The sequence below is a fragment of the Pseudomonas sp. LBUM1663 genome, assembly GCF_059695905.1.
This window is the reverse complement of sequence record NZ_CP166792.1, coordinates 1,647,881-1,670,694: the sequence shown is the minus strand read 5'-3', so window position 1 is coordinate 1,670,694 and position 22,814 is coordinate 1,647,881. Positions and strand designations below refer to the sequence as shown.

Sequence of the window (22,814 nt, the reverse complement as noted above, 5' to 3'; positions counted from 1 at the left end):
GAGACCTTCGTATCTGCCGGTTTAATCGTTTCCGGTTCGCCAACCTGCGTACAGCTGCCACCTATTTCGTTTAGCGACGATCTGTTGGCCGTCTCAGCAAGCTAAACGAGGATTAAGCTTTGGATAGAAACATGCCCCTTACCGGAATCGACCTGATCCGGCTTCCCTGCTCATTGATACCCAAGTCCCACTCGACGTCCTGCAAACGATGGCGGATTACCCCATTCGCGCGGTCACACAGGTGTTGGAAAATATTGCCTATAGCGCCGAGATTGGTTGCGACACGGTGGTGCTGTCGGAGTTTTCCAAACTGCTGGTCATTCCGTTGCGTGATGGCTGTGATTTGATAGAGGTGATTGGTCGACGGTTGCGGGCGCGAGGTTGCGGAGTAAATGAAAACGGGCGGCACATGGGGCGCCCGTTTCAAGCTGATTTTCTTACTTCGAAATAATGATTGGAATGAACATCGGCGCAGGAGGGGCTGGCGGGCTCATCATTCCTTCGCTTTTGACCACAGGCACCCCCTTGCTTTTGATCGCTTCGAACAGACGCTCAGTGGCCGCAGTATCGACATACCCGCCCTCATCAATGGAGGCACTTAGCGCCATTTGGCGCCGCTCCTCTGTCAACTGCAGCTGATTCATCCGCAAGAATGAATAGATTGAGATCTTTTTGAGCATCGACAGATCAACGTAGACGATCTCTTCGTACTTCAACGTCCTGGCGTTCCACCCCTGCACATAAAGTCTATTCGTCGTCAGCGCATAGGTGCAGAAATAGTAGGTGCCCGTTTTGGAGCCGGGAGTCGCAATAATCAGCGAGCAACGTCCATGCTGAAGAATAGAATCTTTCAACATTGGATAGTCTCTGACGATTTGCTCGGGGAACTGCGTTCGATCGTAGTAAACCGTCGCCTTGTCGTAGGGGGTTGTATTACAGCCCGACAGAAATAACGTCAGGCTCAGAAGCAGCCAGAAATAAAAATACCTCATGAGTAGTCCTATACCTTATTTGCTATTTTTAACCGCCCCATGAGAATCAGGATCAAACCCTTCTGGCCAAATAGTTTTTCCATCGTAAAAAGCGCCGGATAAATTACACTTATCTATCTGTACAACTTCAAAGTTAGCCCCATGCAATTGTGCACCTTGGAAGTCGCCCCCCTCAACATCAGCATTCTTAAAATTTGCCATCGAAAGATCGGTTCTTGAGAAATCGGCATAGGCAAGTATAGACTCTGAAAAATCAACCTCCCGCATTATCGAACCCGTGAAAATAGCGTTCATTAATTTCGCACGTTTCATTTTTGCGCCGTTCAATATAGCAAAATAAAAAATAGCGCTCCTTAAATTAGCTCCAGTAAAATCGGCACAACTAGAATCTATTTTTTCAAATATCGCTCGATGTAAATTAGCCTCTCTAAAATCCGAACCAACAAAACTATCGAACGGAAAATCTAAAGACTCACCTGTTTCAAATCTTATTGTGATCATCTATTACCCCAATCTGATGGAGAAATCTCCAGATTTACGGTCGGTTTTTTCTTTTCAGCCTTATAAGACGTCAATATGCCAGGTATTACATCAGGCTCTCGGCCCAGTATTTTTGCTGCAATATATCGATGATTACCGTCTACAATTACATTACCGTCCATCTTAATTGCCGGAGCTACGTCCCCCTTGAGGAGTCTATCAACATATCTTTGAATTGCGGGTAGCGACACAGCATCCTGTGCACTAATAGTCTTGTCTCCCAGCAATGCTTTTTTAATAATTTCAGGTGTTACATCCGAGCCTTTAGAAACCAAAGGCCCCTTAGCCGTACCTTTTACACCCGCCTCCAAAACATTTCGTTCAACCAGCGTACCAGCTTCCGAATCAGTCAGACCACTGGTTGAATTCGGGTTTTTAGTGACGGCCCCTTTTGGACCTGACCCAGACCTCAAGGAATCAACTACAGCTTTGCCACTAACCGCGGCCACACCCGCACCGACAGCGGCGATCATCCCCAAGTTGTCCCTCAGGAGATTTGTCTGCTCGTTAGAAAGATTCCACTTGGCCTGCAACGCGCCTGCCAGTGCATCAGCGCTATGACCTCCGGCTGCCATCGCCAATATTTGCTGGAAGTCATGGTTCTCGTTGATCAGTGCCTGAAGCGTCGTTTTAGCGGCTGGAGAGCCATCACCCAAAGCGTCCTTCACCTTGTTGAGGTCGGCCATGGTATTAGCAACGTCCAGCGATGTCGGGCGACAAAGCTCAACCGCAAACACGCAGTTTTTAATGGCATTGATGTCCTGCTCTTTGCTGATATCCCTGAATTCTTGAGCAAGATTTGTGCACTCAGCATCTGTCTTACAGGTGCTGAGTTTTCTGGCGGCCCTTTGCAGTTGGTCGTGACTGAGGTAATTATTTTGTGTCGCATTGGCCGCGACGGAGGAGGCGATTCCAACATCCCCACCCGAAGCCACTGCGCCTAGCACACCGACCAATTGCGAAATCGCGAGAATGTTGGCCTGGGCCTGGTTGTAATCCGCTGAACCCGGAACAAGATTCGAAGGCAGGAGTTTGTCACCAAGCAGTCCGACCAGTAATTCGTTAGCACCGCCCGCCAGTGCTCCAGTACGGAAATCACCGCCCATCGCCTCGGCCAACAAGCCACCCAGCCCCGCATGCAGGATGATTTTCTCTATTCCACCCTCCGCCAGGACCATGTTTCCAATTTTCCCAGCCCCAACCGCACCTCCAATACTCGCGGCAGTGCCAGCGGCCGAACTGGCAAGGTTGTCCTTGAAGCTTCCTCCGTAAACAGCCGTCTTGATCACAGCATCAGCGGTCACTTTGGCAACCACGGTGTTCAAGCTCTTGACATCAAACCCAAGCGATCCCGGGCTGTAATTGAGCCCCTGAGCGACACCCGCCGTGGCAGCAGCAACGACATAGCCTTTGATACTGTCTTTCGAAGTAACGTCTTTGACGACCTTCCCCAGGTTGCCCCGGTTGTCGATGGTGCTGACCGTGGCCTTTGTCGCGGCACTTACAGCGACCGCCTGCAACATAGTGTTCATGCCGGCCATCATCGGCCCCATGACGGCAGCCAATGCAATCGCAATGATGATCTGCGAAGCCGGCCCTAACCCGGAGTTTTCATACTTGAACGACTGATGAATCTCCTTCACCAATCGCCAATCAACATCACCCCGCGCCTCCGCCTGCTTCAACCACGCCAGTTGCGGATCAGCCTTGACCATCGCATCAATGGATTGACTGACGGTGTCCTGGTTGATCTGTTTGAGGTCGATGTGCAGGCCGTCGACGGCTTTGATCGTGATGTCGCCTTTGGCGATCATCTGGGTCTGGCGCAAGGTCTCGTCGGTGTTGCCCTTGCCTTTCGATGAGGTCCAGAACGCATCGCCATCGCTCTTGATGTGACTTTCATCGTGATAGTCCTTCACCCCCTCAAACGTAATCGCCCCACCACTCTCCAGCGTGATGTCCTTCTCACTGCTGAGCTTCGCCACCTGATACCGCTGATCCCCGCCGCTAACCAGCGTCAGGTCCCCACCCGCGGTAATTTCACTGCCGATGTTTTTCACATCGGTCACTTCATCACGCTTGGTTTTCTTCGCGCCGAAGGAGCCTTTTTTCTTCTTGTCGTACAGCGAGTAGTCGCTGTCTTGCGCCGCGAGGATGTCGAGGTTGTTGCCTGCCGCCAGGTAGGCTTCGTCGCCGGCGGTGATGCGGCTGGAGATCACGGCGAGGTCTTTGCCGGCGTCCAGTTTGATGCTGCCGCCGGCCGTGATGCCCGACATGACCTGGCTGACGTGGTCTTCCTGCACCGTCAGTTTTTTGCTCTTGGACAGGGAGTGTTCCTCGTCCGCGGCCGAGCCGATGGTCAGGTTTTCCGTGGCGGCCATGGTGATGTCGCGCTTGGCGTCGATCTGGCTGGCGATGACGTTGATGTCGCGCCCGGCCTGGACGGACAGGTCGCGGCCGGCGTTGGCGGTGCTGCCGAGTTGAGTGATGTCGCTGTTGGTGTGCCTGCTGTCCAGGACCACGCTGTTGCTGACTTGGGTGGGGACGATATTGACGTCGCGCCCGGCTTTCAGGGTCAGGTCGCGGCCGCTTTGCAGCACGCTGCCAAGGTTGTTGATGTCGCGGCCGGCCGAGGCGCTCATGTCGTTGGCCGCTTCGATGCGGGCCGCGTTGTCGGCGTAGTCGTTGTGGCGCTGGCCTGCGAGGTTATTGTCCTGGGAGGTCATGGTGCGTTCGTTGACGATGTCGCCATTGATTGCAGTGAGGCTCACGTCCCGGCCTTTGATGATGCCGCCGGCCTTGTTGATGATGTCGTTGCCGGCCAGCAGGTCGAGGCGATTGCCCGCTTCGATCAGGCCGCTGTTGACCAGGTCATTGCCAGCCTGCGCCGACAGGTTGTTGGTGGCGCGCAGGGTGCCGACGTTGTCGAGGTTCTGGCCCGCGATCAGGCTGACGTCTTTACCGGCAATCAGGGCGCCGTTCGGTCCGAGACGGTGGTCGGCCTGGGCCAGGTACAGCACTGGCACCAGGACTTTTTCGCCGTTCACTTCGTGCTCTTCGAGCCAGACGATGTCGTGGGTCAGCGCCGCGACTTGCTGCGACGTGAGGGTCACGCCCACCGCCAGGTTGAGCGCGCTCTTGCTGGCGATGGCGTTGTTCATCAGGTACTTGAACTGATCCTGGTTAGAGGTCTGTCCATCGATGAACGCCTGGCCGGTGCGCGCGGTGACGGCTTGCTGGATCAGGCGTTGTTCGTACAGGCCATCACCCAGGCGCTTGGCACTGATATCGGGGTTGTAGCCGAGGCCCGCGAGCAGGTAATCCGAACTCATGAATTGCTTGAGGTCGGTGAGCACCGGGTTGGTTTCGATCAGGTATTTGTGACTATTTAGCGGGGCGGTTGAGCTCGGGACGCCTTGGACTCGGGTAAGGGTTTGCGCGGTGGTCGAAGCGACTTGGGTGATCGCTGGCGAGGTGACTGCCTGTACGGCGTTTTGGCCGGGAAGCACGACAATACCGGACTGAACGGCCACACCTGTTTGTACGCCTATCACATTACCGACGGTCGTCACGCCCGTGCTGTCCGACCGATGTTCTGGAACAGGTAAATCGCCGTTACCGGAATCGGCGGGCGCGGAGGTGTCGAATGTCGAAGCGTTGGCACTCACCGCCAGGCCTTGGCGGGTGGCAGTGGCCAACTGACGCGTGGCCGTCGATACCTGACCGACCGAGCCGATCTGGATGTTTCGGGCCTGTACGTCCGGGACAGCTTGATCGCGCTGGGCAACCGAGACGCTAGCGCCTGCGATGGTCCAGTTCTGTGGTGCGGTGCCGGCCTGAGTGGCCTGGGTATTGCTGCCGGATTGCCCGCTCAAACGGAACAAGCCGTTTTGGCCGGTCGGCAGGCTGAAGCCAGGAAGGCCCAATGGATTGACTTGTTGTTGAGCGAGGTCGGGAGGCAACTGAGCGTTGATCCTCACCACCGTCGTGCCACCCGAGGCGGAGGACCGAGTGTCATGGACTTTGTTGGTCCCGCCACCGACGGTGTAGTCGTGACGAATGACGCTGTTCTGGACGTCGGTGGTGGCCGTGATCGAGACGTTACCACCCGCCTGGATAACGGCACTGCGGCCAGCATTGCCGGTGCCGTTCAGGGAGACTTCCTTGTCATCGATCTTTTTCAGACCGTCGATTGCAGACGGCAGTGCAACCAGATTGGCGGGGTCGTAGAGCGATATGGGGGTTGTGCCCCATTGATACCCGACCAGGGTGTTCGGATACCGGTAGCTGCCTACGGCTACGCCGTTTGAATCCTTGATGCCGATGTACTTGAAATCCTCATGCTCACCTTTGCCGCCGCCTTGTCTGAAGGTCGCCGAATAAGGAGTGCCGAGTACCAGAGCACCCGTTGCGTCCACGTAATAAACCTTCGGGAAGTCCGGGTTGTTGTGCTGGTTATACCCGTCGACAAGCGGCAGGAAGTAACGTCTGACATTGTCGCCGAAGGCTTCCTGCTCCGCTCCGCCCTGTTTATAAACCCGGGTGCGCTCCACGGCACCGCTCACGGCACCGATGTTCTTCACGTTATCGGCTTGTATGGAGATGTTGCCCACAGCCGCAATCGTGCTTTTGCTGTTCAGAAAGTTGCCACCGTTGAAGACAAAATCACCGCCGGCCATCAACTGGGCAGAGGCTGTGTTGTCGCTGTCCTCCCCGGCGTTGTAGGTTTCCCGGACGATGTAGTTGACTTCATAGCGGTCACCACTGCAGTCGAAGCACTGCACGGCAATGGAGCCCTTGACCAAGGTGCGGCCCACGCCAAAGTTCTGCACACCATCAGAACCTTCGGTGCGGTTTTCAAAGGACGCCGCGTTGATCGCGAAGCGACCTGCGCTCTCCATCGAGCCCGAGACGTTCGATACCAGCCCTGCCTGCGCCGAACCGTAGCCACTGATCGTGACGTTACCCAAGCCGTAGAGGTCGCCCTTTCGGTTACTGAAACTCGCCACATTCAGCTGCATGTTGGCGCCGCTGAAAATCAGCCCCTGGCTGTTGAGCAGTGTCGGGGTGGTCAATGTCAGGTTCTGCGCAGCACCCAGCGTCCCGTAGTTGCTGATGCCACCCGCGTTCACTGCCAGGTCGGCTGCCGACGTCAACCGACCATAGTTGGTCAATTGCCCGCCCACGTTGATGCTCGTGCTACCGCCACCGACAATGCTGGCGGCGTTGCTCAGATTGAGTTGCGCAGCACCGACGTTCAGGTTACCGAGGCTGGTCATCCGGCCATTGCCGGAGTACGTCCCGCCAATGTTCAGGCTCAACGTGCCGTCACTGGCGATCAACCCATCGTTGTACCAGTTGCCGCCGGTGCCCACGAACGCACTGGAGGCCAACAGTTGACCGTTGGCTGTCTGGCTGAAGTTGTTGACGTTGACGGTCAGGCGCCCGGCCTGGATGACACTGCTGTTGGTCCAGCTGTCGGCGTTGAGGGTCAGGCCACCACGGGTGACGATGCTGCCGCCGGCGTTGGTGACGTTGGCGGTGGAGATGCCGAAGTTGCCGGCGCCGACGTGTAACAGACTGCCGCCGGCATTGAGGAAGCTGCCGACGTTGAAATTGAGGTCGCTGTTGGCGCTTTCGAGGACGCCGTTACGGTTGTCAAAGACGCCACCAATGTTGAACTGGGTAGCACCCGCCTGACCCAGAGCGCGCAGTTTGCCGGTCTGGTTGTCGACGCTGGACGCGGTGACGCTCAGCGCGTTGTCGCTTTCGATAATGCCCAGACGGTTGTTCAGTGCGCCGCTGAGGTTAAGGTCGATCTGCCCGCCCGCAATCTGGCCGCCACTGTTGTCGAAAGGGTTAGCGGTGACACTGACGCGACTTTTGGCATAGAGGCCGCCGTTGCGGTTGTCGAAGTTGGAAGTGGTGACCAGCGCATCGCCGGTGCGTGCCGAGACGCGACCACCGTTGTTGTCGAAGCCGGCGAGCGCCGTGAGGTTCAGGCGCTGTGCCTGGATCACGCCACCCTGGCGATTGAGGTCGTAGCCGTTTTTCAGCACACCGGTCACGTGCGCGCTGAAGGCACCTTGCTGACTGGACAACACACCGCCACGGCTGTCGAGAGTGGCCGCGTTGATGCCCAGATCACCGCCCTGGGCGATGATCCGACCGTTCTGGTTATCGATGTCACCGGAGACGTTGACGCTCAATGCACCTTGGCTTTGCAGCGTGCCGCGGGCGTTGGAAAGGCTGCCCGCTTGCAGTTGGACATCAGCGTTCTGGCTGTAGATCAGGCCATCGGCGCTGTTGAGGACCGCCCCGCTGGTGGTGAGAATCAGGCTATTGCTGGCGGCGACGGTGCCGCGGTTGCGGTTGTCGAGACTGCCGGTGTTCAGAGTCATCAGGCTCTGGCTGACCAGTTGCCCGCCCTGGTTGTCGATCTGGCTGCTGCGACGTAGCAACAAAGCGCCACCGCTGGCAAGTTTGCCGTTGGTGTTGGTCAGGGCACCCAGCAGGTCGAGGGTCACTGCGCCCTTGCTGCTCAAATTGCCGCCGCTGTTATCCAGCGCGCTGCCCACCAGGCTGAAATCCTGTTGCGCGGTGATGTTGCCTGTTGCGTTGTTCAGCGTACTGGCCTGGACGGTCAGTGCGGCACCGCTGTCGATCAGCCCGTTCAGGCTGTTGTCCAGGACGCCGCTGACGGTCAGTGTCTGACCGGCGCCACTGGACAGAATACCGCCGCGGTTATCGAGGCTGAGGGCGCTGACACTCAACGCCTTCTGGCTGACCAGCGCCCCGCCGTTACCGTTGAGTAACGCGTCACTGAGGATTGCCGAGACATCGCCATTACGGCTGGAGAGCGTGCCGTTGTTGCGGTTGTCGAGGGTGGCGCCATTGACGCTCAGACCTTGCCAGCCGGACATCAGCCCGTTCTGGTTGAGCAACGTGTTGGCGTTGAGGGTCAGCAGGTTGTTGCTGATCAGCTTGCCGCTACTGTTATCGAGCTTGCCGCCGGCCAGGGTGAAGCTCTGACTGCTGGAGATTTCGCCGCCCTGGTTGTTCAGGTCCTTCAAACGGTTGAGGCTCAACGGTCCCTTGGCGATGATCAGGCCATTGCGGTTATTCAGGTCGGCGCCGTTCATATCCAGGGTCAACCCGGCGTCACTGAGCAAACGCCCGCCGGTCTGGGTCAGCGCGTTCACCACCAGGCTCATGTCGCCGTGCGCAGAGACTTCGCCGCCGTTGCTGGAGTCCAGGCTGTCGGTAGTGAGATTTAAGGTGCCCTGGCTGTTGATCAGCCCGTTGGCGGTGTTGTTCAGTGCGCCGGTGTTCACCGTCAGCGCACTCTTGCCCAGCAGTTGCCCTGCCTGGTTATCGAGATTGGCCGCACGCACCTTGAGTGCTTGTGTCGCACTGATCAGCCCGTCGTCCCGGTTAGTCAGCAGACCATTGGTTGTCAGTTCCAGATCACCGCGACTGGTCAACGTACCGCCGCTGTTGTCCAGGGTGTCGGCACTGGCGTCGATTCGCGCAGCGGCGATCATGCCTTTGTCGTTGTTCAGAGCCTGGGCGACGCGCACCGTCAAATCCTGATTGCTCAGCAACTTGCCGCCGCTGTTGTCGAGGCTTTGGGCGGCCAGGGTAAACGCCTGGGCGCTGGAAATTTCCCCGCCCTGATTCAAGACCCCATTTAGATTTTTCAGCAGCAACGAACCGGGGGCGTTGATCAAACCGCCCTGGTTGTTCAACTGACCGTTGTTCATATCGAGGGTCAGCGCCGTGTTACTGAACAGCTTGCCGTTGCGCTGGTCCAGCCCGCTGACGCTGGCGACCAACGCCTTGCCACTGCCGATGCTGCCTGCGTCACGGTTGGTCAGCTGCGCGGCAGTCAGGTCGAGACGATCGCCCGTGCTGACGCGGCCCGACTGGCTGTTATCGAAATCGCCCGTACGAATCGACAGCGCACCTTTGCTGCTGATGCTGCCTTGCGCGCGGTTGTCGAGGCTGGCGCTGCGTAGATCCAGCGCGCCGTCGGTCACCAGTTCGCCGCCCTGGTTGTTGAGGGCTCCGACACTGTCGAGGGTCATCAAGCCGGCACTGGAAACCTTGCCGCCGTTGTTGCCAAGACTGCCGACACGCAACCCCAAGGTGTCTTCGCTACTGATCAAGCCCTGGCTGTTATCGAGGGCGCCGCTCAGATTGATGTCGATGCCTTTGAGGCCCACCATTGAGCCGCCAGCGTTATTCAACGAGGTGCCCAGCGCTTTCAACCCGGACTTGCCCGACAGCAATCCGTTGTTGCGGTTGGTCATTTGCGCGACGTTGAGTGTCAGGGCTTTCTGCGCCAGGAGTTTGCCCTTGTCACTGTTGTCCAGTTGCTGACCGTTCAGCGTGATTGCGTCCTGACTGGACAGCTCACCGCCCCGGTTATCGACGTTATCGACATTGATGTTCAGCGCGCTGGTGGCACCGACGAGACCGTTCTGACGGTTATCCAGCGTGTTCCCGGTCAGCGTCAGGGAGCCTTGAGCGATCAATTGCCCGCCCTGCTGTTGCAGGCTGCCGATCTGCGCGGTGAGGTTTTTCTTGCTGGATATCTGTCCCTGGCTGTTGTCCGTCGTCGCGGCCGTGAGCAGCAAATCACTGTCGGCGATCAGCGTGCCTTTGTGGTTGGTCAGTGCGCTGTCGACGGTCAGCTTGAGTCCGTCGCGACTGCTGAGCAAACCCTCGGTGTTGTCCAGGCTGGCGCTGTTGATGTCCAGGCCTGCCGCAGAAACAGCGCCTTTGAGGTTGTTCAATACCTGGGCAATGCGCAGCGTCAGGCCCTGATTGCTGAGCAGTTTGCCGCCACTGTTGTCGAGGTTTTGTGCGACCAGGGTAAAGGCCTGGCCGCTGGAGATTTCGCCATTCTGGTTAGCGACGCCCTTGAGGTTTTTCAGCAACAGGGCGCCAGGGGAGTTGATCAAACCACCCTGATTATTCAACTGGCCGTGGTTGAGGTCGAGGGACAGCGCGGTGTTGCTGAACAGCTCGCCCGCCTGCTGATCGAGCCCCGTGACAGTGGCGCTCAGGGACAGGGCGCTGGCAATGCGTCCGCCGTTCTGGTTGGTCACCTGGCCTGCGGTCAGATTCAGGGTATTGCTGCTGGTCAACCGACCGCCCTGGCTGTTATCGAAGGCGCTAGTGTCGACGCGCGTGGCGCCCTTGCCGGCCAACTCGCCGCTGTTGCGGTTATCGAGGCTGGCGCTACGGACATTGAGCTGCGCATCGGTGGTGATTGAGCCGCCCTGATTACGCAATGCGCCGGCGGTGGTGAGGTTGAGCGCATCAGCGCTGGAAAGGCGGCCGGAGGCATTTTCGAGGGAATCAGCGTTGACGGTCAGCGCCGCTTCGCTGCTGAGCAGACCTGCGCTGTTGTCCAGCGCACCGGTCAACTCCACGTTCAGGCCGTTCTGGCTGGAGAGCGTGCCGCGACTGTTGTCCAGGCTCACGCCTTTGAGTTGCAACGTGTCGCCAGACAACAGGCCCTTGGTCTGGTTGAGCAGACGATCAACGGTCAGCGTCAGCGCCGTACCGGCCAACACCTTGCCGCTGTCGCTGTTGTTGAGTTGTTGGCTGGTGACGTCGACATCCACTTGACTGGACATTTCGCCCGCGCGGTTATCGATGTCGGCGACGTTGAGTTTCAGCGCTTTTGTCGCGCCCACCAGACCGCCCGCCCGGTTAACCAGCTGACTGCCGGTCAGTGTCAGGTTGCCTTTAGCGACGAACGCGCCGCCGTGTTGGCTAAGGTTGTCGATATTGGCGGTCAAATCGCCCTGGCCGGCGATCCGGCCGGCGTCGTTGAGCACGCTGCCCAACTGAAGTTGCATCAGGCCCACAGCTCTGAGAAGACCGCCCTGGTTGTCCAGACGCTGGCCGGTCAAGGCCAGTCCTGCTTTAGAACTGACCACGCCTTGCTGGCGGTTATCGAGGTGCTCAACGAATAGCTGCATATCGTGGTCGGCGCGGATCAAGCCGCCACGGTTGTCGGTGGTGGCACTGCGCAGGGTCAGCAGATTCTTCGAGGAAACCCGACCGCCACGGTTATCCAGCGTCAGGCTCTTGAGGTCGATCGGACCTTTGGCTTGTACGCTGCCGCCGCTTTGGTTATTCAGGATGCCCGTGAGCGTGATACTCAGATCACCATCGGTGACCACCACGCCGGACTGACGGTTATCCAGACTGACGGCCTGGAGAGCGATGCCGTTTGCGGCACCCAGCGTGCCGGCCTGGTTATCGATGGCAGCGTCGACGGTCATGTTCAGACGTTGATCGGCCGTGACATGACCGCTTGCGTTGTTGAGGCTCGCGGCCGTCAGAGTCGTATTGCCCGCCGCGGACAACTCACCGTTCTGGTTCGAGACCTTGCCACTGGCACGCACACTCAGGTCGGCGTCGCTGCTGACACTGCCACTGTCGTTGTTCAATTCTGCTGCGCTCAGGTCCACACCTGTGCCGGAAACAAGCCCCTTGATGTTGGTCAACTGCTGGTCGATGCGCACGATGAGCGCTTTGTCGCTGATCACCGAACCCTCGGTGTTCTGCAACGTTTTAGCCGCGAGGGTGAACCCGTGTGCGCTGGAAACTTCACCGCTCTGGTTGTTGACGATGTTGAGGTTTTTCAGCAGCAGTTGACCGGGGGCCGTGATCAGGCCGCTCTGGTTGTTGAGTACGCCGTTGCTCAGGTCGAGGCTTACATCGCTGTCACCGTAAAGGTGCCCATCGTTGGACTGATCAAGCCCGGTGACGGTGGCCGTCAGTGCCATGGCACTGGCGATGCGGCCTGCATCGCTGTTGTTGACTTGACCGGCCGTGAGCTGCAGCACACCAGTACTGGTCAGGCTGCCGCTTTGCCGATTGTCGAAAGCGCCGGTTTTCACCACCAGGCCTTTGCCCGCGATGCGACCCTTCTGACTGTTGTCGAGGTTGGCGCTGGTCAGGGTCAGGCTGGCGTCGGACAGCACTACGCCGCCCTGATTGGTCAGAGCGCCGACGGTGGCCAGTGTCGAAGCACCGGCACTGGTAACGCTGCCGCCATTGTTGTCGAGGCTGGCGGCGCGCAGGTTCAGAGTTCCGTCACTGCGCAGCACGCCTTGGCGGTTGTTCAGCGCGTTGGTGACGTTGATATCGAGATTGCGCTTGGCGTAGATGCTGCCTACACCGTCGTTGGTCAATTGACCAACGTTCAGTCGCACGTCGCGCTGCCCGGAGATCGCACCCTTATTCTGATTGTTCAAACCATCGAAGGTCAGCGTGACGTCGCCATTGGCAAGCAAGCGGCCATTGCCGCTGTTGTTCGCCTGACCGCCGCGGGCGGACAAGTCGCTCAGGCTGGAGACTTCGCCATTGCGGTTGTCCAGGCTCCCGGCACTGAGCAACAGATTGCCACTGGCGCTAAAAATGCCCAGTTGATTGAGCAATTGCCCGGAGGTGTGAACCGTCAAGGCGTCGGTGCTGGAGAACTTGCCCTGCTGGCTGTTATCCAGATACCCGGCGCTGACCGAAAGATTGCCGGTGCTGGAGACCAGACCGCTTTGAGCGTTCAACAACTGATCGGCGGTGACGCCGAGGCTGCCCTGACTCAACACCCGACCCGACCGGTTATCGAGCGTTGCCGCCGTCACCTGAGTAAGGGTCTGACTGTTGAGGGTGCCGCCCTGGTTGTTCAAAGTCTGCGAGACGCTGGCTTGTAATGAACGACTCGCGTTGATGCTGCCGGTGTTACGCAGGTTCTGCGCGTTGATCGTTACATCGCCATTGGCGTTGCGGCTGTTATCGGCGTTGATGCCGGCTTCGATGACACCGGTGTTGGTCAACTGACCACCGCTGTTCAGGCTGATGGAGTCCCGCGCCGCGACATTCTGCCGGGTGTTGATATCCCCTGATGTATTCACCGAAAACGAAGTGCCTGCGTACACCGGCCCGACGGTATCAAGGCTGGCGGCCTTTGCACTGACCGCGCCACTGGCCGAAGTCTGGGCCATGCTCAGATGACCGTTGGCGTCGATCTGAATATCCCCGCCGCTGGCCGCCAGATTGCCGGCCAGTTTCACCCCGACCCCGGCCTCGGTACCGACCAGTTTGATCGCCCCGGCGTACATCCCGCCCAGCGCCGACGAGTCGATGGCCAGTTGCGGTTTGACGCTACCGTCATCGGCACGAGCGGTGGCGTTGAGGCTCTGTGCATTGACGTCGTTGCGACCGGCCACAATGGTCAGGTTCTTCGCCTGAATCTCGGCGTTGATCTTCGCGCTACGGGTGATGATTTCGAAGCTGTCGACGTTGTTGGCGTTGAGCCCGGCGCCATCGATGGAGACGCTGCCCTGATCGACCTGAAAACGATCCAGTCGCCCGTTGTCGAGCACCGGCTTGCCGGTGGTCAACGTCACACGCGGAGTGTTGATGAAACCGCAACCGTTGCAACTGATGCCGTAAGGGTTGGCGACGATGACACGCGCCGACTGCCCCGCCACTTCCGTGTAACCGCGCAACTGACTCGGGCTGCCGCCGATCACTTCGTTGAGAATGGTTTGCGCGGCGACCCGGTTGGTGAGATTCGGGTTGCCGACAATAATGCCGCCCAATTGCGTCGCGCCGGTCTGGTTGGCGACGTTGTTGAGGATGACGCCTTGGGTGCCGACGTTGTAATCGTGAAACTGGTTATGCGACAGCCCGGTGCCATTGGGCGTGGCGATATTGACGATCGGCACGCCATTGCCCGCCTGGCCGAGGCTGGTGCCCGGCGAGGCCACGACGATCCCTTCCGCCTGGGCCCACATCGGTTGCCAGAACATCACGTTCGCCAACAGGAACGCCAACCCGCGCTTGGGCATGCCCCAGAAGTGCTCGCGGGTTTTCACGGCAGAAGAAGGCTGACGGCTCAGGAAGGCGAATTGACGGGCGTCCATGTCGAAGGTCTCGATGAGGCGAAATTAGAGGAAGAAATCCATGCGGAAATAAATCGGCGCTTCGCGCTCGGTCATGGTGTCCGGACGTTCGAGGGAGTGAGCAAAGGTCACGCTGGCGGCCAGGTGCTGACCGCGGGCAAATACCTCCACCGAGTTGCTGGACATACGGCCGTGCTGGTCGCCGTTGTAGCGATCGCCACGGATCACGCCCTGGTCGTAACCGAGACTGGTGCCGTATTCGGCGAACGCCGGGCGTAGCCATTCCAGCGTTACCGGACGGCTCCAGCGCAGGTCGTTGCGCCAGTAACCACCGCTGTCACCGGACAAGGATTGATCCTTGTAACCACGAATCGACGACTGACCGCCGAGGCTGGTGCGCTGCGGGCTGAACAGCACGTCTTCACTGCGCTGGCCGGTCATCAGGCTGCTGAAACTGAACGACTCGCCCCACACCTTGAACGGTTGCAGATAGCTCGCGGTGGCGGTGTATTTGCGGTAGCGCGCATCCGGTTCACCGGGACCCGGGTGACCGTTGCCCTGGGCATCGAACGCGCCGATCCCTTGCTGCATGCCGAGGTCAAGGTTGACGAAAGCACTGCCGACGCGCCGACCGTGGTTGAGGCCGAACTGCGCTTCGCTGATGCGGTTGCTGCTCAGCTTGAGCTTGCTGTCTTCGATGAAGTTGTTAGTGCGCAGGTACGACAGGCCGGTGCTGAGGGAAGTCTTGCTCACGGCGTCGCGATGGATCACCCGCTCGGCACGCAGTTGATGATTTTCGCTGTCACCGGTCTGCTTGAAGTTGAAGCCGTTGGCTTGCGCCTGCGAGCGGTACTCACTCTGGCTGTAGGTGTAATTGAAGTTCCACCAGCCCCACGGCAGGTTGTAATTGAGCAGCGCGTTGTTGGAGGTGTGCTGGTGATCGGTCATCGCATCGTGACCGCCGCGTAGATTCAACTGATCCGCCAGGCCCAACGGACTGTCCCAATCAAATGTGGTGCCCCACTGCTGCTCGCCGGTGCTGCGCTGGCCGTCATTGCTACGGGACAACCCGGCACGCCAGGGCTTTTGCGGCGTGTTCTTGACCAGCACTTCGCTGCCGCCGACGTTCTTGCCCGGTGCCAATTCCATCTGTGCCTGATTCGATGGCAAACGGTTGAGCTGATCGACCAGTTGCTCGATTTCCCGCAAGTTGACCAGCTCACCGGTCTTGCCGGGAAAAGCCATGCCCAACTCGCGGTCCGACAGCTTGCTGCCCTCCGCGCCCTTCAACCCTTCGAGCTTGCCCTCGACCACCAGCACCTTCAAATGCCCGCCGGACAAATCCTGCTGCGGCAAGTAGGCACGGCTGGTGACCAGGCCTTTTTCGATGTAGTGGTCGGTGATGACTTTCAGCAGCTCGTTGAGCTGAGTGACGCCCAGGCACTGACCGATGTACGGCTTGAGCAGACGACTTTTTTCGCTCTCGGAGAGACTGTCGGCGCCTTTGAGTTCGATATCTTTGATCGGAAAACAACGGGTATCAGCGGGCGCCGTCGGTGCGGAAGGCTTGGCTTCCTTGCCAGGTAATTCCTTGAGCTCTTCGAGACGCCGACGCTGCTCTTCGAGCAGGCGATCCTGGCGTTCACGGATGAGGTCGGTTTCCCCTGGGGTGGGGGCGGCATGAGCAAGATGTAGGGGAGACAGGCACAGCAAAGCCAGGCACAACCTCGCCGCGAGGGCGGCTGGGTACATGTTCGATCCCTCGAAATGGAGACTGATAGCACAATAGTGGCGTGATATTAGATGGCCACTATTTTGGCGTCAATATATGGATCTATTCTGGGCTGGAGGCCGACGAACGGTAGATTTGAGAGAAATGGAAGGAGGTCACGTGAGGAGGCATAGGCCGCTGAGTAATGAAAAACGGGCGCCCTGTTGGTCGCCCGTTTTTTGCTTCATTAGTATCCCGCCCCGTTTTTTCTAAAGCTCCCTTTACTTCAGCGGTCCCAACACGTCATTGGTAAAAAATCGTGTAGCCTCATCCGAGGCCCGCTCCATTCCAAAGTAACAAGTAACAAGTAACAAGTAACAAACTCGAATTTCTTGGCCATTTCCTTCGAGAACGCAAAAAAACACCAATGACATCGACATCCTGCAACCCGACATCATCCTCATCAAAACTAATATCAAGATCAAACTTACCTTGATACCTAACAACTCGAATGAGTGCTGAGTCTACGTTCACACCCATAAACTTCAAACTCCGGACATTGACAATCACACTCAACGCGCCATCAAAATCAATTGGCGCGGACTGCATCGAGTTCAATTCCCCCATTGCTCCAGACCGGAAAATCTTCTGAACACTCAGCACTGACTACGGACTCACTCCGCATCAGCAACAACTGTTTCCAGCAAGGGCAACACCACGTCCTGCCTGACGTTCTCAAATACCATTTCCAATAGTCCGGCCATACTGCCTTCCATTAATCAATGAACCCTTTGAATGAACCGTCCATATTCAATCTTACACCTCGCCCATCCACCAGCATTTTCTCAAGGAATGTCTGGCCTTATCCGTCGTGACAGGAGAAAGGGAAATAAGAGGAAAACAAAGGGATAGATTTATCTTTCAGCTCAAGTTACTGATTTAACGCTTGCATGATGATGCAAACTAACCCTCAAGCTATCTTCCGATATAAGAAAACTTCAAAAAATACAAAAACCAAAAAAAACAAGCGGAGGGATTTGTTTTCTGGCCAATGCACCAGACCAAACAAATAAATAATAAAAACCGCTCCGCCTTTTCCGCTTACGCTCTCACGCCACGACTAAAACACCAAGATGGGACACACACCATGACGGGTAGAAACAACATAAGACTCTAAACCATTTCTATCAGCAACTATTCTAATGAAACTCGAATCTTCGAACACGAGTTCCAACACCCCATCGTCTGCGAAACTTGCAGACTGCACATCTTGATTAAGAAACCCATAAAGCAAAACAGAAGTGTAAACATTTTCCCCATGCCCTGACAGACGACCATTGCCATCCTCACACTCGAAAGGGCACTGACACATTACAGATGCGCCATTCGCAAATAGTAATATTTGCGAGCCAATCCCTACCGTTATGCCCACCAGACTGGTGGACTCCAACTCTATTAAATCTCTTCTCTCAAGCATTAATCTTTCCTCCTAACGAGGCGGCGGAGTGGTGTTTGGGGGTAACGGAACATGTGTATCGCCTCTTCCACCTGGTTTTCCTGTTGCTGGATTTATCGCCTGCCCTTTATTCATATAGACCCAATAACCATTCTGTAAGCCTGGAACAGGAGTTGAACCCGACGGCATCACCCTGATGAATGTACTGCCTTTGTCAGCCGGGTTAGTTCCAGGAGGGTAGTAAATCGTACTCCCAGGCACTCTGCCAGGTCGGCTTATCCAGCCCTGAGGAATGACAGGACCTTGCGGCGGATTTGTAAACGGCTCAAGTTTAGGAGGTATTTTGGGGCCCGATCCTGTCTGCCCACCACTGCTACCTGCACCAACCGGGTTTTTACCCAGAATCGCCATGCCCAGCGAAAACGTCAGGCCAGTGATCGCCGCTACCCGTTCGTCCAAAGACAACTTCCGCCCAGCCTGCACGTCAAGCCAACTGGTGTCCTTCACCCATTGATCTACCGCTGCCAATTCATCTGGCGTTAGCCAGCCCTCTTTGAGGTTCTTCGCAAAGGCTATTTGTTTATCCGAAGTAAACATGGCTCCCCAGCTATCGACACCCGGAGGAGGGACGGCAATAACCCCCGGATTCCCGGTGAGGAGCCCTGCCATATCGTAAGAGATGTTGCGCCGCAGGAACTCCATCAGATCCTTGGCGACGGGGGCATCCAGTGAGACAGCACTTTTCTGGATCGCATCCACACACGCTCTGCTTTTACAGGCATTCATCGCCGACGAACGTTGGGCCGACAGCTCTTCGAACCGTCCAACGATCTCGCGGATGTTCGCTGCGCTGCAGCCCTCAGTCGCCCGGCAGCCCTGAAGCTCCTTGAGCAGCCGCTCCGCTGAAGGGTGGTCGAGGTTGTTGTACTGGGTTGCGTTTGCCGTTACTGCAGCTGCGGAGTTCGGATCGCCCCCGGTAAAGGCCGCCGTCAACACGCCTATCAGTTGAGAGGCCGCCAGAAGATTATTCACGCCTTGCTGATATTCCAGGCTGTTTCTATCGACGCCAACCGGTAACAACTTATCAGTCAGGAAATCAACCAATGCTTCATTCGCGCCCGCCGCAATCGCCCCCGTTCGGAAGTCCCCGCCCATTGCCTCCGCCATCAAACCACCCAACGCCGCGTGCATTACGACTTTGGAGAGCTTGCCGTCTTCGAACACAGTGATGTCGCCAATCTTGTTCGCCGTGACCGCCCCACCAATACTGATCCCGGCCCCCAACGTCGCGTCGACCAGATTATCCTTCAGGCTACCGCCCATAATTGCCGTTTTGGCCACCGTGTCGGCTGCAACCTTAATCGCCACGGCCTTGATACCTGCCGAGTCGAACGTCAACTCTGTAGGGTTAAAGCCGAACTGTGCTGCGATGCCCGCAGTGACACCTGCGAGCACATAACCTTTGAGGTTTTCAGAAGAGAAAACGCCTTTGAAAGTTGCTCCGACATTGCCCTTGTTGTTGATCGTGCTGACCGCCGCAGTGCTGGCCATGGAGGTCAAAACGGCAGAAGCGGCGATGTTGCCGATCCCTGCCGCTGCAGTACCCACAGCTGTTCCCGCCGACACCATTGCCGTACTGCCTGCCGCCGCCATTGCAGTACCGGAGCCGGCACCTGCACTTGCTGCGGCACCTACCGCAGCGCTTGCCGCCCCGGCCGTCAACACAGTGACAATGATAATGATCGCCAACATCGCGCCCTGACCGAGGCTCGAACTGCTGTATTTGAACGACTCGTGGGTTTCCTTGATCAGACGCCAGTCCACATCACCGCGCTTCTCAGCGTCTTTGAGCCACGCAAGTTGTGGATCCGCCTTCACCATTACATCAATGGTCTGGCTAACCGATTTCTGGTTAATCTGTTTGATATCGATGTTCAGGCCATCAACCGCCTTGATCACCAATTGCCCCTGAGCCACCAATTGACTTTGCCGCAGGGTCTCGTCGGTATTGCCTTTGCCCGACATTGAGTTCCAGGACAGGCTGGTATCACTTTTCTCGTGGCTCTCCTGATGCAGGTCCTTCACGCCCTCAAACGTGATGGCACCTCCACTGCTAATGGTCAGGTCATTGCCGCTATCGAGTTTGGCAACCTGGTAATGTTGATCGCCGCCACTGGCGAGCACCATGTTGCCGCCGGAGGTGATTTCACTGCCGATGTTTTTCACATCGGTGACTTCATCGCGCTTGGTTTTCTTCGAGCCGAAGGAGCCTTTTTTCTTTTTGTCGTATAGCGAGTAGTCGCTGTCTTGCGCTGCGAGAATGTCGAGGTTGTCACCCGCTACCAGATACGCCTCGTCGCCCGCGGTAATGCGGCTGGAGACCACGGCGAGATTATCACCGGCACTCAATGCCACATCGCCACCGGCCGTGATACCCGACATGACCTGGCTGACGTGATCTTCCTGCCTTGTGAGCTTTTTGCTCTTGGACAGGGAGTGCTCCTCATCCGCGGCAGAGCTGATGATCATGTTCTCGATCGCAGCCATCGCGATGTCGCGCTTGGCGTCGATCTGGCTGGCGATCACGCTGATATCACGCCCTGCCTGGGCCGACAAGTCACGACCGGCGCTGACGCTCGCACCCAACTGAGTGATGTCGCTGCTGTTGTGTTTGCTGTCCTTGAACACACTATTGGTGACCTGCGCCGAGGAAACGTTAAGGTCTCGTCCGGCATTCAGGTCCATGTCACGACCGCTTTGCAGCACACCGCCAATATTGTTGATGTCCCGCCCCGCCGAGACGTTGAGGTCATTGGCGGCTTCGATGCGCGCGGCGCTGTCGGCGAAATCGTGATGTTGCGTACTAAAGCGGGTGTTGTTGTCTTGTGAAGTAATGGTGCGCTCGTTGAGTACGTCCCCCATGATCGCGTTCACGCTCACGTCACGACCGGCAAGAATGCCACCCGACTTGTTGATGACGTCATTACCCGCCAGCACATCCAGTCGATTACCGGCCTGAATCAGACCGCTGTTGACCAGGTCCTTGCCCGCCGTCGCCGACAGGTTATTGGTGGCGCGCAACGTACCGACGTTATCGAGGTTCTGACCGGCAATCAGCGTTACGTCGTTGCCTGCAATCAGCGCACCGGTAGGGCCGAGGCGACCTTCGGCCTGTGCCATATACAGCACCGGCACCAAGACTTTTTCGCCATTCACTTCGTGCTCTTCGAGCCAGACAATGTCGTGAGTCAGTGCCGCAACTTGCTGCGAGGTCAGGCTGACGCCCATCGACAGATTGAGGGTGTCCTTGCTGGCGATGGCGTTGTTCATCAGGTATTTGAACAGGCCTTCGTCGGTGGTCTGGCCGTCGATGTAGCGTTGGCCGGTGCGGGCGACGACCGCTTGCTGGATCAGGCGCTGTTCGTAGAGGCCGTCACCGAGGCGTTTGGCGCTGTTGTCCGGGTCGTAGCCGAGGTTGGCCAGCAGATAATCCGAACTCATGAACTGCTTGAGGTTGGTGAGTACCGGATTGGTTTCGATCAGGTATTTGTGGCCGTTGGCCGGCGCTTTCACGTCCGGCAGGCCGGTGACGCGCGTCAGGGGACGAATGCCGATCGCGGACTGGATAGCTTTCGTATGCGCGTCGGCATTAGAGCCATCCAGTTTGACGGTCACGTCGAGTGTGCTGGCAACGTCCGTTGCCACCGTCGGTATGCGCCTGGCAGGGAGTACGGCGCGGTCACTGCTGGAGACGGCCGTCGGGGTGTTGACCTGCAAGCTGCGCGGACCGCCGCTGTTAGCGGCGACCACATGTCCTTGGGTGATGACGTTTTCACCGCCCACCGTCCAACCCGGCGGATGCAGCGTGCCTGTAACCGGCGCCTGATCACTCGTGTCCTGAGTACTCAGACGAAACAGGCCGTTCTGCCCGGTGGGGAGACTAAAGCCCGGCAATGTCAGCGGGTTGACTTGCTGTTGGGCAAGATCGGGCGGTAGTTGACTATTGAGCCTTATGACAGTGGTGCCAGTACCGCTTGCCTTGGTATCCGCGACTTTGTTGGTGCCGCCGGTGGAACCATAGTCCTGATGGATGACACTGTTCTGCAGATCTTGGGCAGCCGTGATCGAGACATTGCCGCCTGCCTGGATGACGGCATTGCGACTGGTGCTTGTACTTGCAGCACCGGTGCTGTCTTGGGCGACTTCGATATCGCTGAGTGCCATTCGGGACAGATTTATTTAATCGCCAGACCAACCAAGCAAGAGCAATAAATAAATCTGTCCCTTTAACGACACCGGCGCGAGGCCGGTGTTGAACGTGAGTAGTGTTCAAGAAAACTCTATTTTGCAATCTGACAGAGGGATCGAGCGACCATCGGTAATAACAAATTGATCACCTTCGATTCGAGCCAGCAGCAAACCAAGGCCTTCTGCACCGGCTTCGATATCTTTTCTCCAACCATCAAGGTCGCCGTGATAGGAGATAGCATGAAAAAGAGGCCCAGAAGGTGGAGTAATTTTGCACCCTCTTTCATTTACTCCTCCACGAACTGCGTTAGGTGGTTCAGTAAAACATGTTATGCCATCAAATTGTTTTCGAAACTTGCTTTTCCCATCATCCGAAAAATACACAACTTGCTGCCCATCTACAATCGTAATTCCCGGCACAATTCGCGAGTCAGACTGCTCAATCTTCCCGCCAAGAATTTTCTCCAACACTTCCCGATCACTACTCATTACACACCTCACTTCGTCACCGGAGTAATCACAAACTTAAAGTTTGTAACACCCGCCTCGGCAAATACTTTTTAATAGTAACTGGCCAACTCTGGGCTGTTCGTATGATAAATAGCGCCGCCATCAAAACCTGAAGAGTACTTCTTCGCTTGATCCACCATTTTCGTCTGCTCCGCCACTGACCAAGGCTTCGAACCAGCTGGGCTTGCGGGGTTTCGAATTGAGCTGCCCCAGTCATCTACGAATTTAGCTTCAATGGCTGTTGGCTTCCCACCAATAACTGCCACTTCATCAGCGACACCTTTAACACGCTGCCCATCAACAAGTGCTGTGTATTGACGATCAGCATATGGAGTATTTCCGTAGATTCCGTGCACACCACTTTCGTAACTTTGCGCTTTATCAATAGCACGACTACCACTCACAGCAATCGGATTGGTTGTTTCCAG

Annotated in this window: 6 protein-coding genes and 3 pseudogenes; 1 reads left to right on the top strand and 8 read right to left on the bottom strand. The window is 57.1% G+C overall.

All coding sequences use genetic code 11. The annotated features are described in order from the left end of the window. Nucleotides 1–119 precede the first annotated feature (119 nt). Nucleotides 120–379: pseudogene (locus ACA075_RS07465) on the top strand (hypothetical protein); the annotation flags it as partial. Between the two features lie 58 nt (nucleotides 380–437). Here the strand turns inward: ACA075_RS07465 and ACA075_RS07460 are convergent. The 8 genes and pseudogenes from ACA075_RS07460 to ACA075_RS07425 all read right to left on the bottom strand — a co-directional run bounded on the left by ACA075_RS07460 (nucleotide 438) and on the right by ACA075_RS07425 (nucleotide 22,790). Then, nucleotides 438–992 carry a hypothetical protein gene (locus ACA075_RS07460; protein WP_497297943.1) on the bottom strand — a complete coding sequence of 185 codons (555 nt, stop codon included), beginning with the start codon at nucleotides 990–992 and terminating at the stop codon, nucleotides 438–440. 15 nt (nucleotides 993–1,007) lie between these two features. Then, nucleotides 1,008–1,493, bottom strand: a complete 486-nt coding sequence (locus ACA075_RS07455; protein WP_497297941.1) for a pentapeptide repeat-containing protein — start codon at nucleotides 1,491–1,493, stop codon at nucleotides 1,008–1,010. Then, the gene (locus tag ACA075_RS07450) at nucleotides 1,490–14,482 is read right to left on the bottom strand and encodes a two-partner secretion domain-containing protein (protein WP_497297940.1); all 12,993 of its coding nucleotides are present in this window, start codon (nucleotides 14,480–14,482) and stop codon (nucleotides 1,490–1,492) included. The genes ACA075_RS07455 and ACA075_RS07450 overlap by 4 nt, the downstream gene beginning before the upstream one ends. A 24-nt stretch (nucleotides 14,483–14,506) precedes the next feature. Continuing rightward, a complete protein-coding gene (locus ACA075_RS07445) occupies nucleotides 14,507–16,213 on the bottom strand; it encodes a ShlB/FhaC/HecB family hemolysin secretion/activation protein (RefSeq protein ID WP_497297939.1) in 1,707 nt (568 codons plus the stop codon). Between the two features lie 734 nt (nucleotides 16,214–16,947). Further along, nucleotides 16,948–17,019 (bottom strand): annotated as a pseudogene (locus tag ACA075_RS07440) (tRNase toxin domain-containing protein); the annotation flags it as partial. A 642-nt stretch (nucleotides 17,020–17,661) separates the two neighbouring features. Beyond that, nucleotides 17,662–21,468, bottom strand: a pseudogene (locus ACA075_RS07435) (DUF637 domain-containing protein); the annotation flags it as partial. Between the two features lie 489 nt (nucleotides 21,469–21,957). Beyond that, entirely contained in the window at nucleotides 21,958–22,365 is a 408-nt protein-coding gene (locus tag ACA075_RS07430; protein WP_497297938.1) for a hypothetical protein, read from the bottom strand. A gap of 71 nt (nucleotides 22,366–22,436) precedes the next feature. Next, nucleotides 22,437–22,790 (bottom strand): hypothetical protein, encoded by a 354-nt coding sequence (locus ACA075_RS07425; RefSeq protein WP_497297937.1) that lies wholly within the window; start codon nucleotides 22,788–22,790, stop codon nucleotides 22,437–22,439. Nucleotides 22,791–22,814 lie beyond the last annotated feature (24 nt).

Bases quoted from the DNA above. Each gene is read 5' to 3' on its own strand.
- ACA075_RS07460 (WP_497297943.1), bottom strand. From the start codon at position 992: ATGAGGTATTTTTATTTCTGGCTGCTTCTGAGCCTGACGTTATTTCTG.
- ACA075_RS07455 (WP_497297941.1), bottom strand. From the start codon at position 1,493: ATGATCACAATAAGATTTGAAACAGGTGAGTCTTTAGATTTTCCGTTC.
- ACA075_RS07450 (WP_497297940.1), bottom strand. From the start codon at position 14,482: ATGGACGCCCGTCAATTCGCCTTCCTGAGCCGTCAGCCTTCTTCTGCC.
- ACA075_RS07445 (WP_497297939.1), bottom strand. From the start codon at position 16,213: ATGTACCCAGCCGCCCTCGCGGCGAGGTTGTGCCTGGCTTTGCTGTGC.
- ACA075_RS07430 (WP_497297938.1), bottom strand. From the start codon at position 22,365: ATGAGTAGTGATCGGGAAGTGTTGGAGAAAATTCTTGGCGGGAAGATT.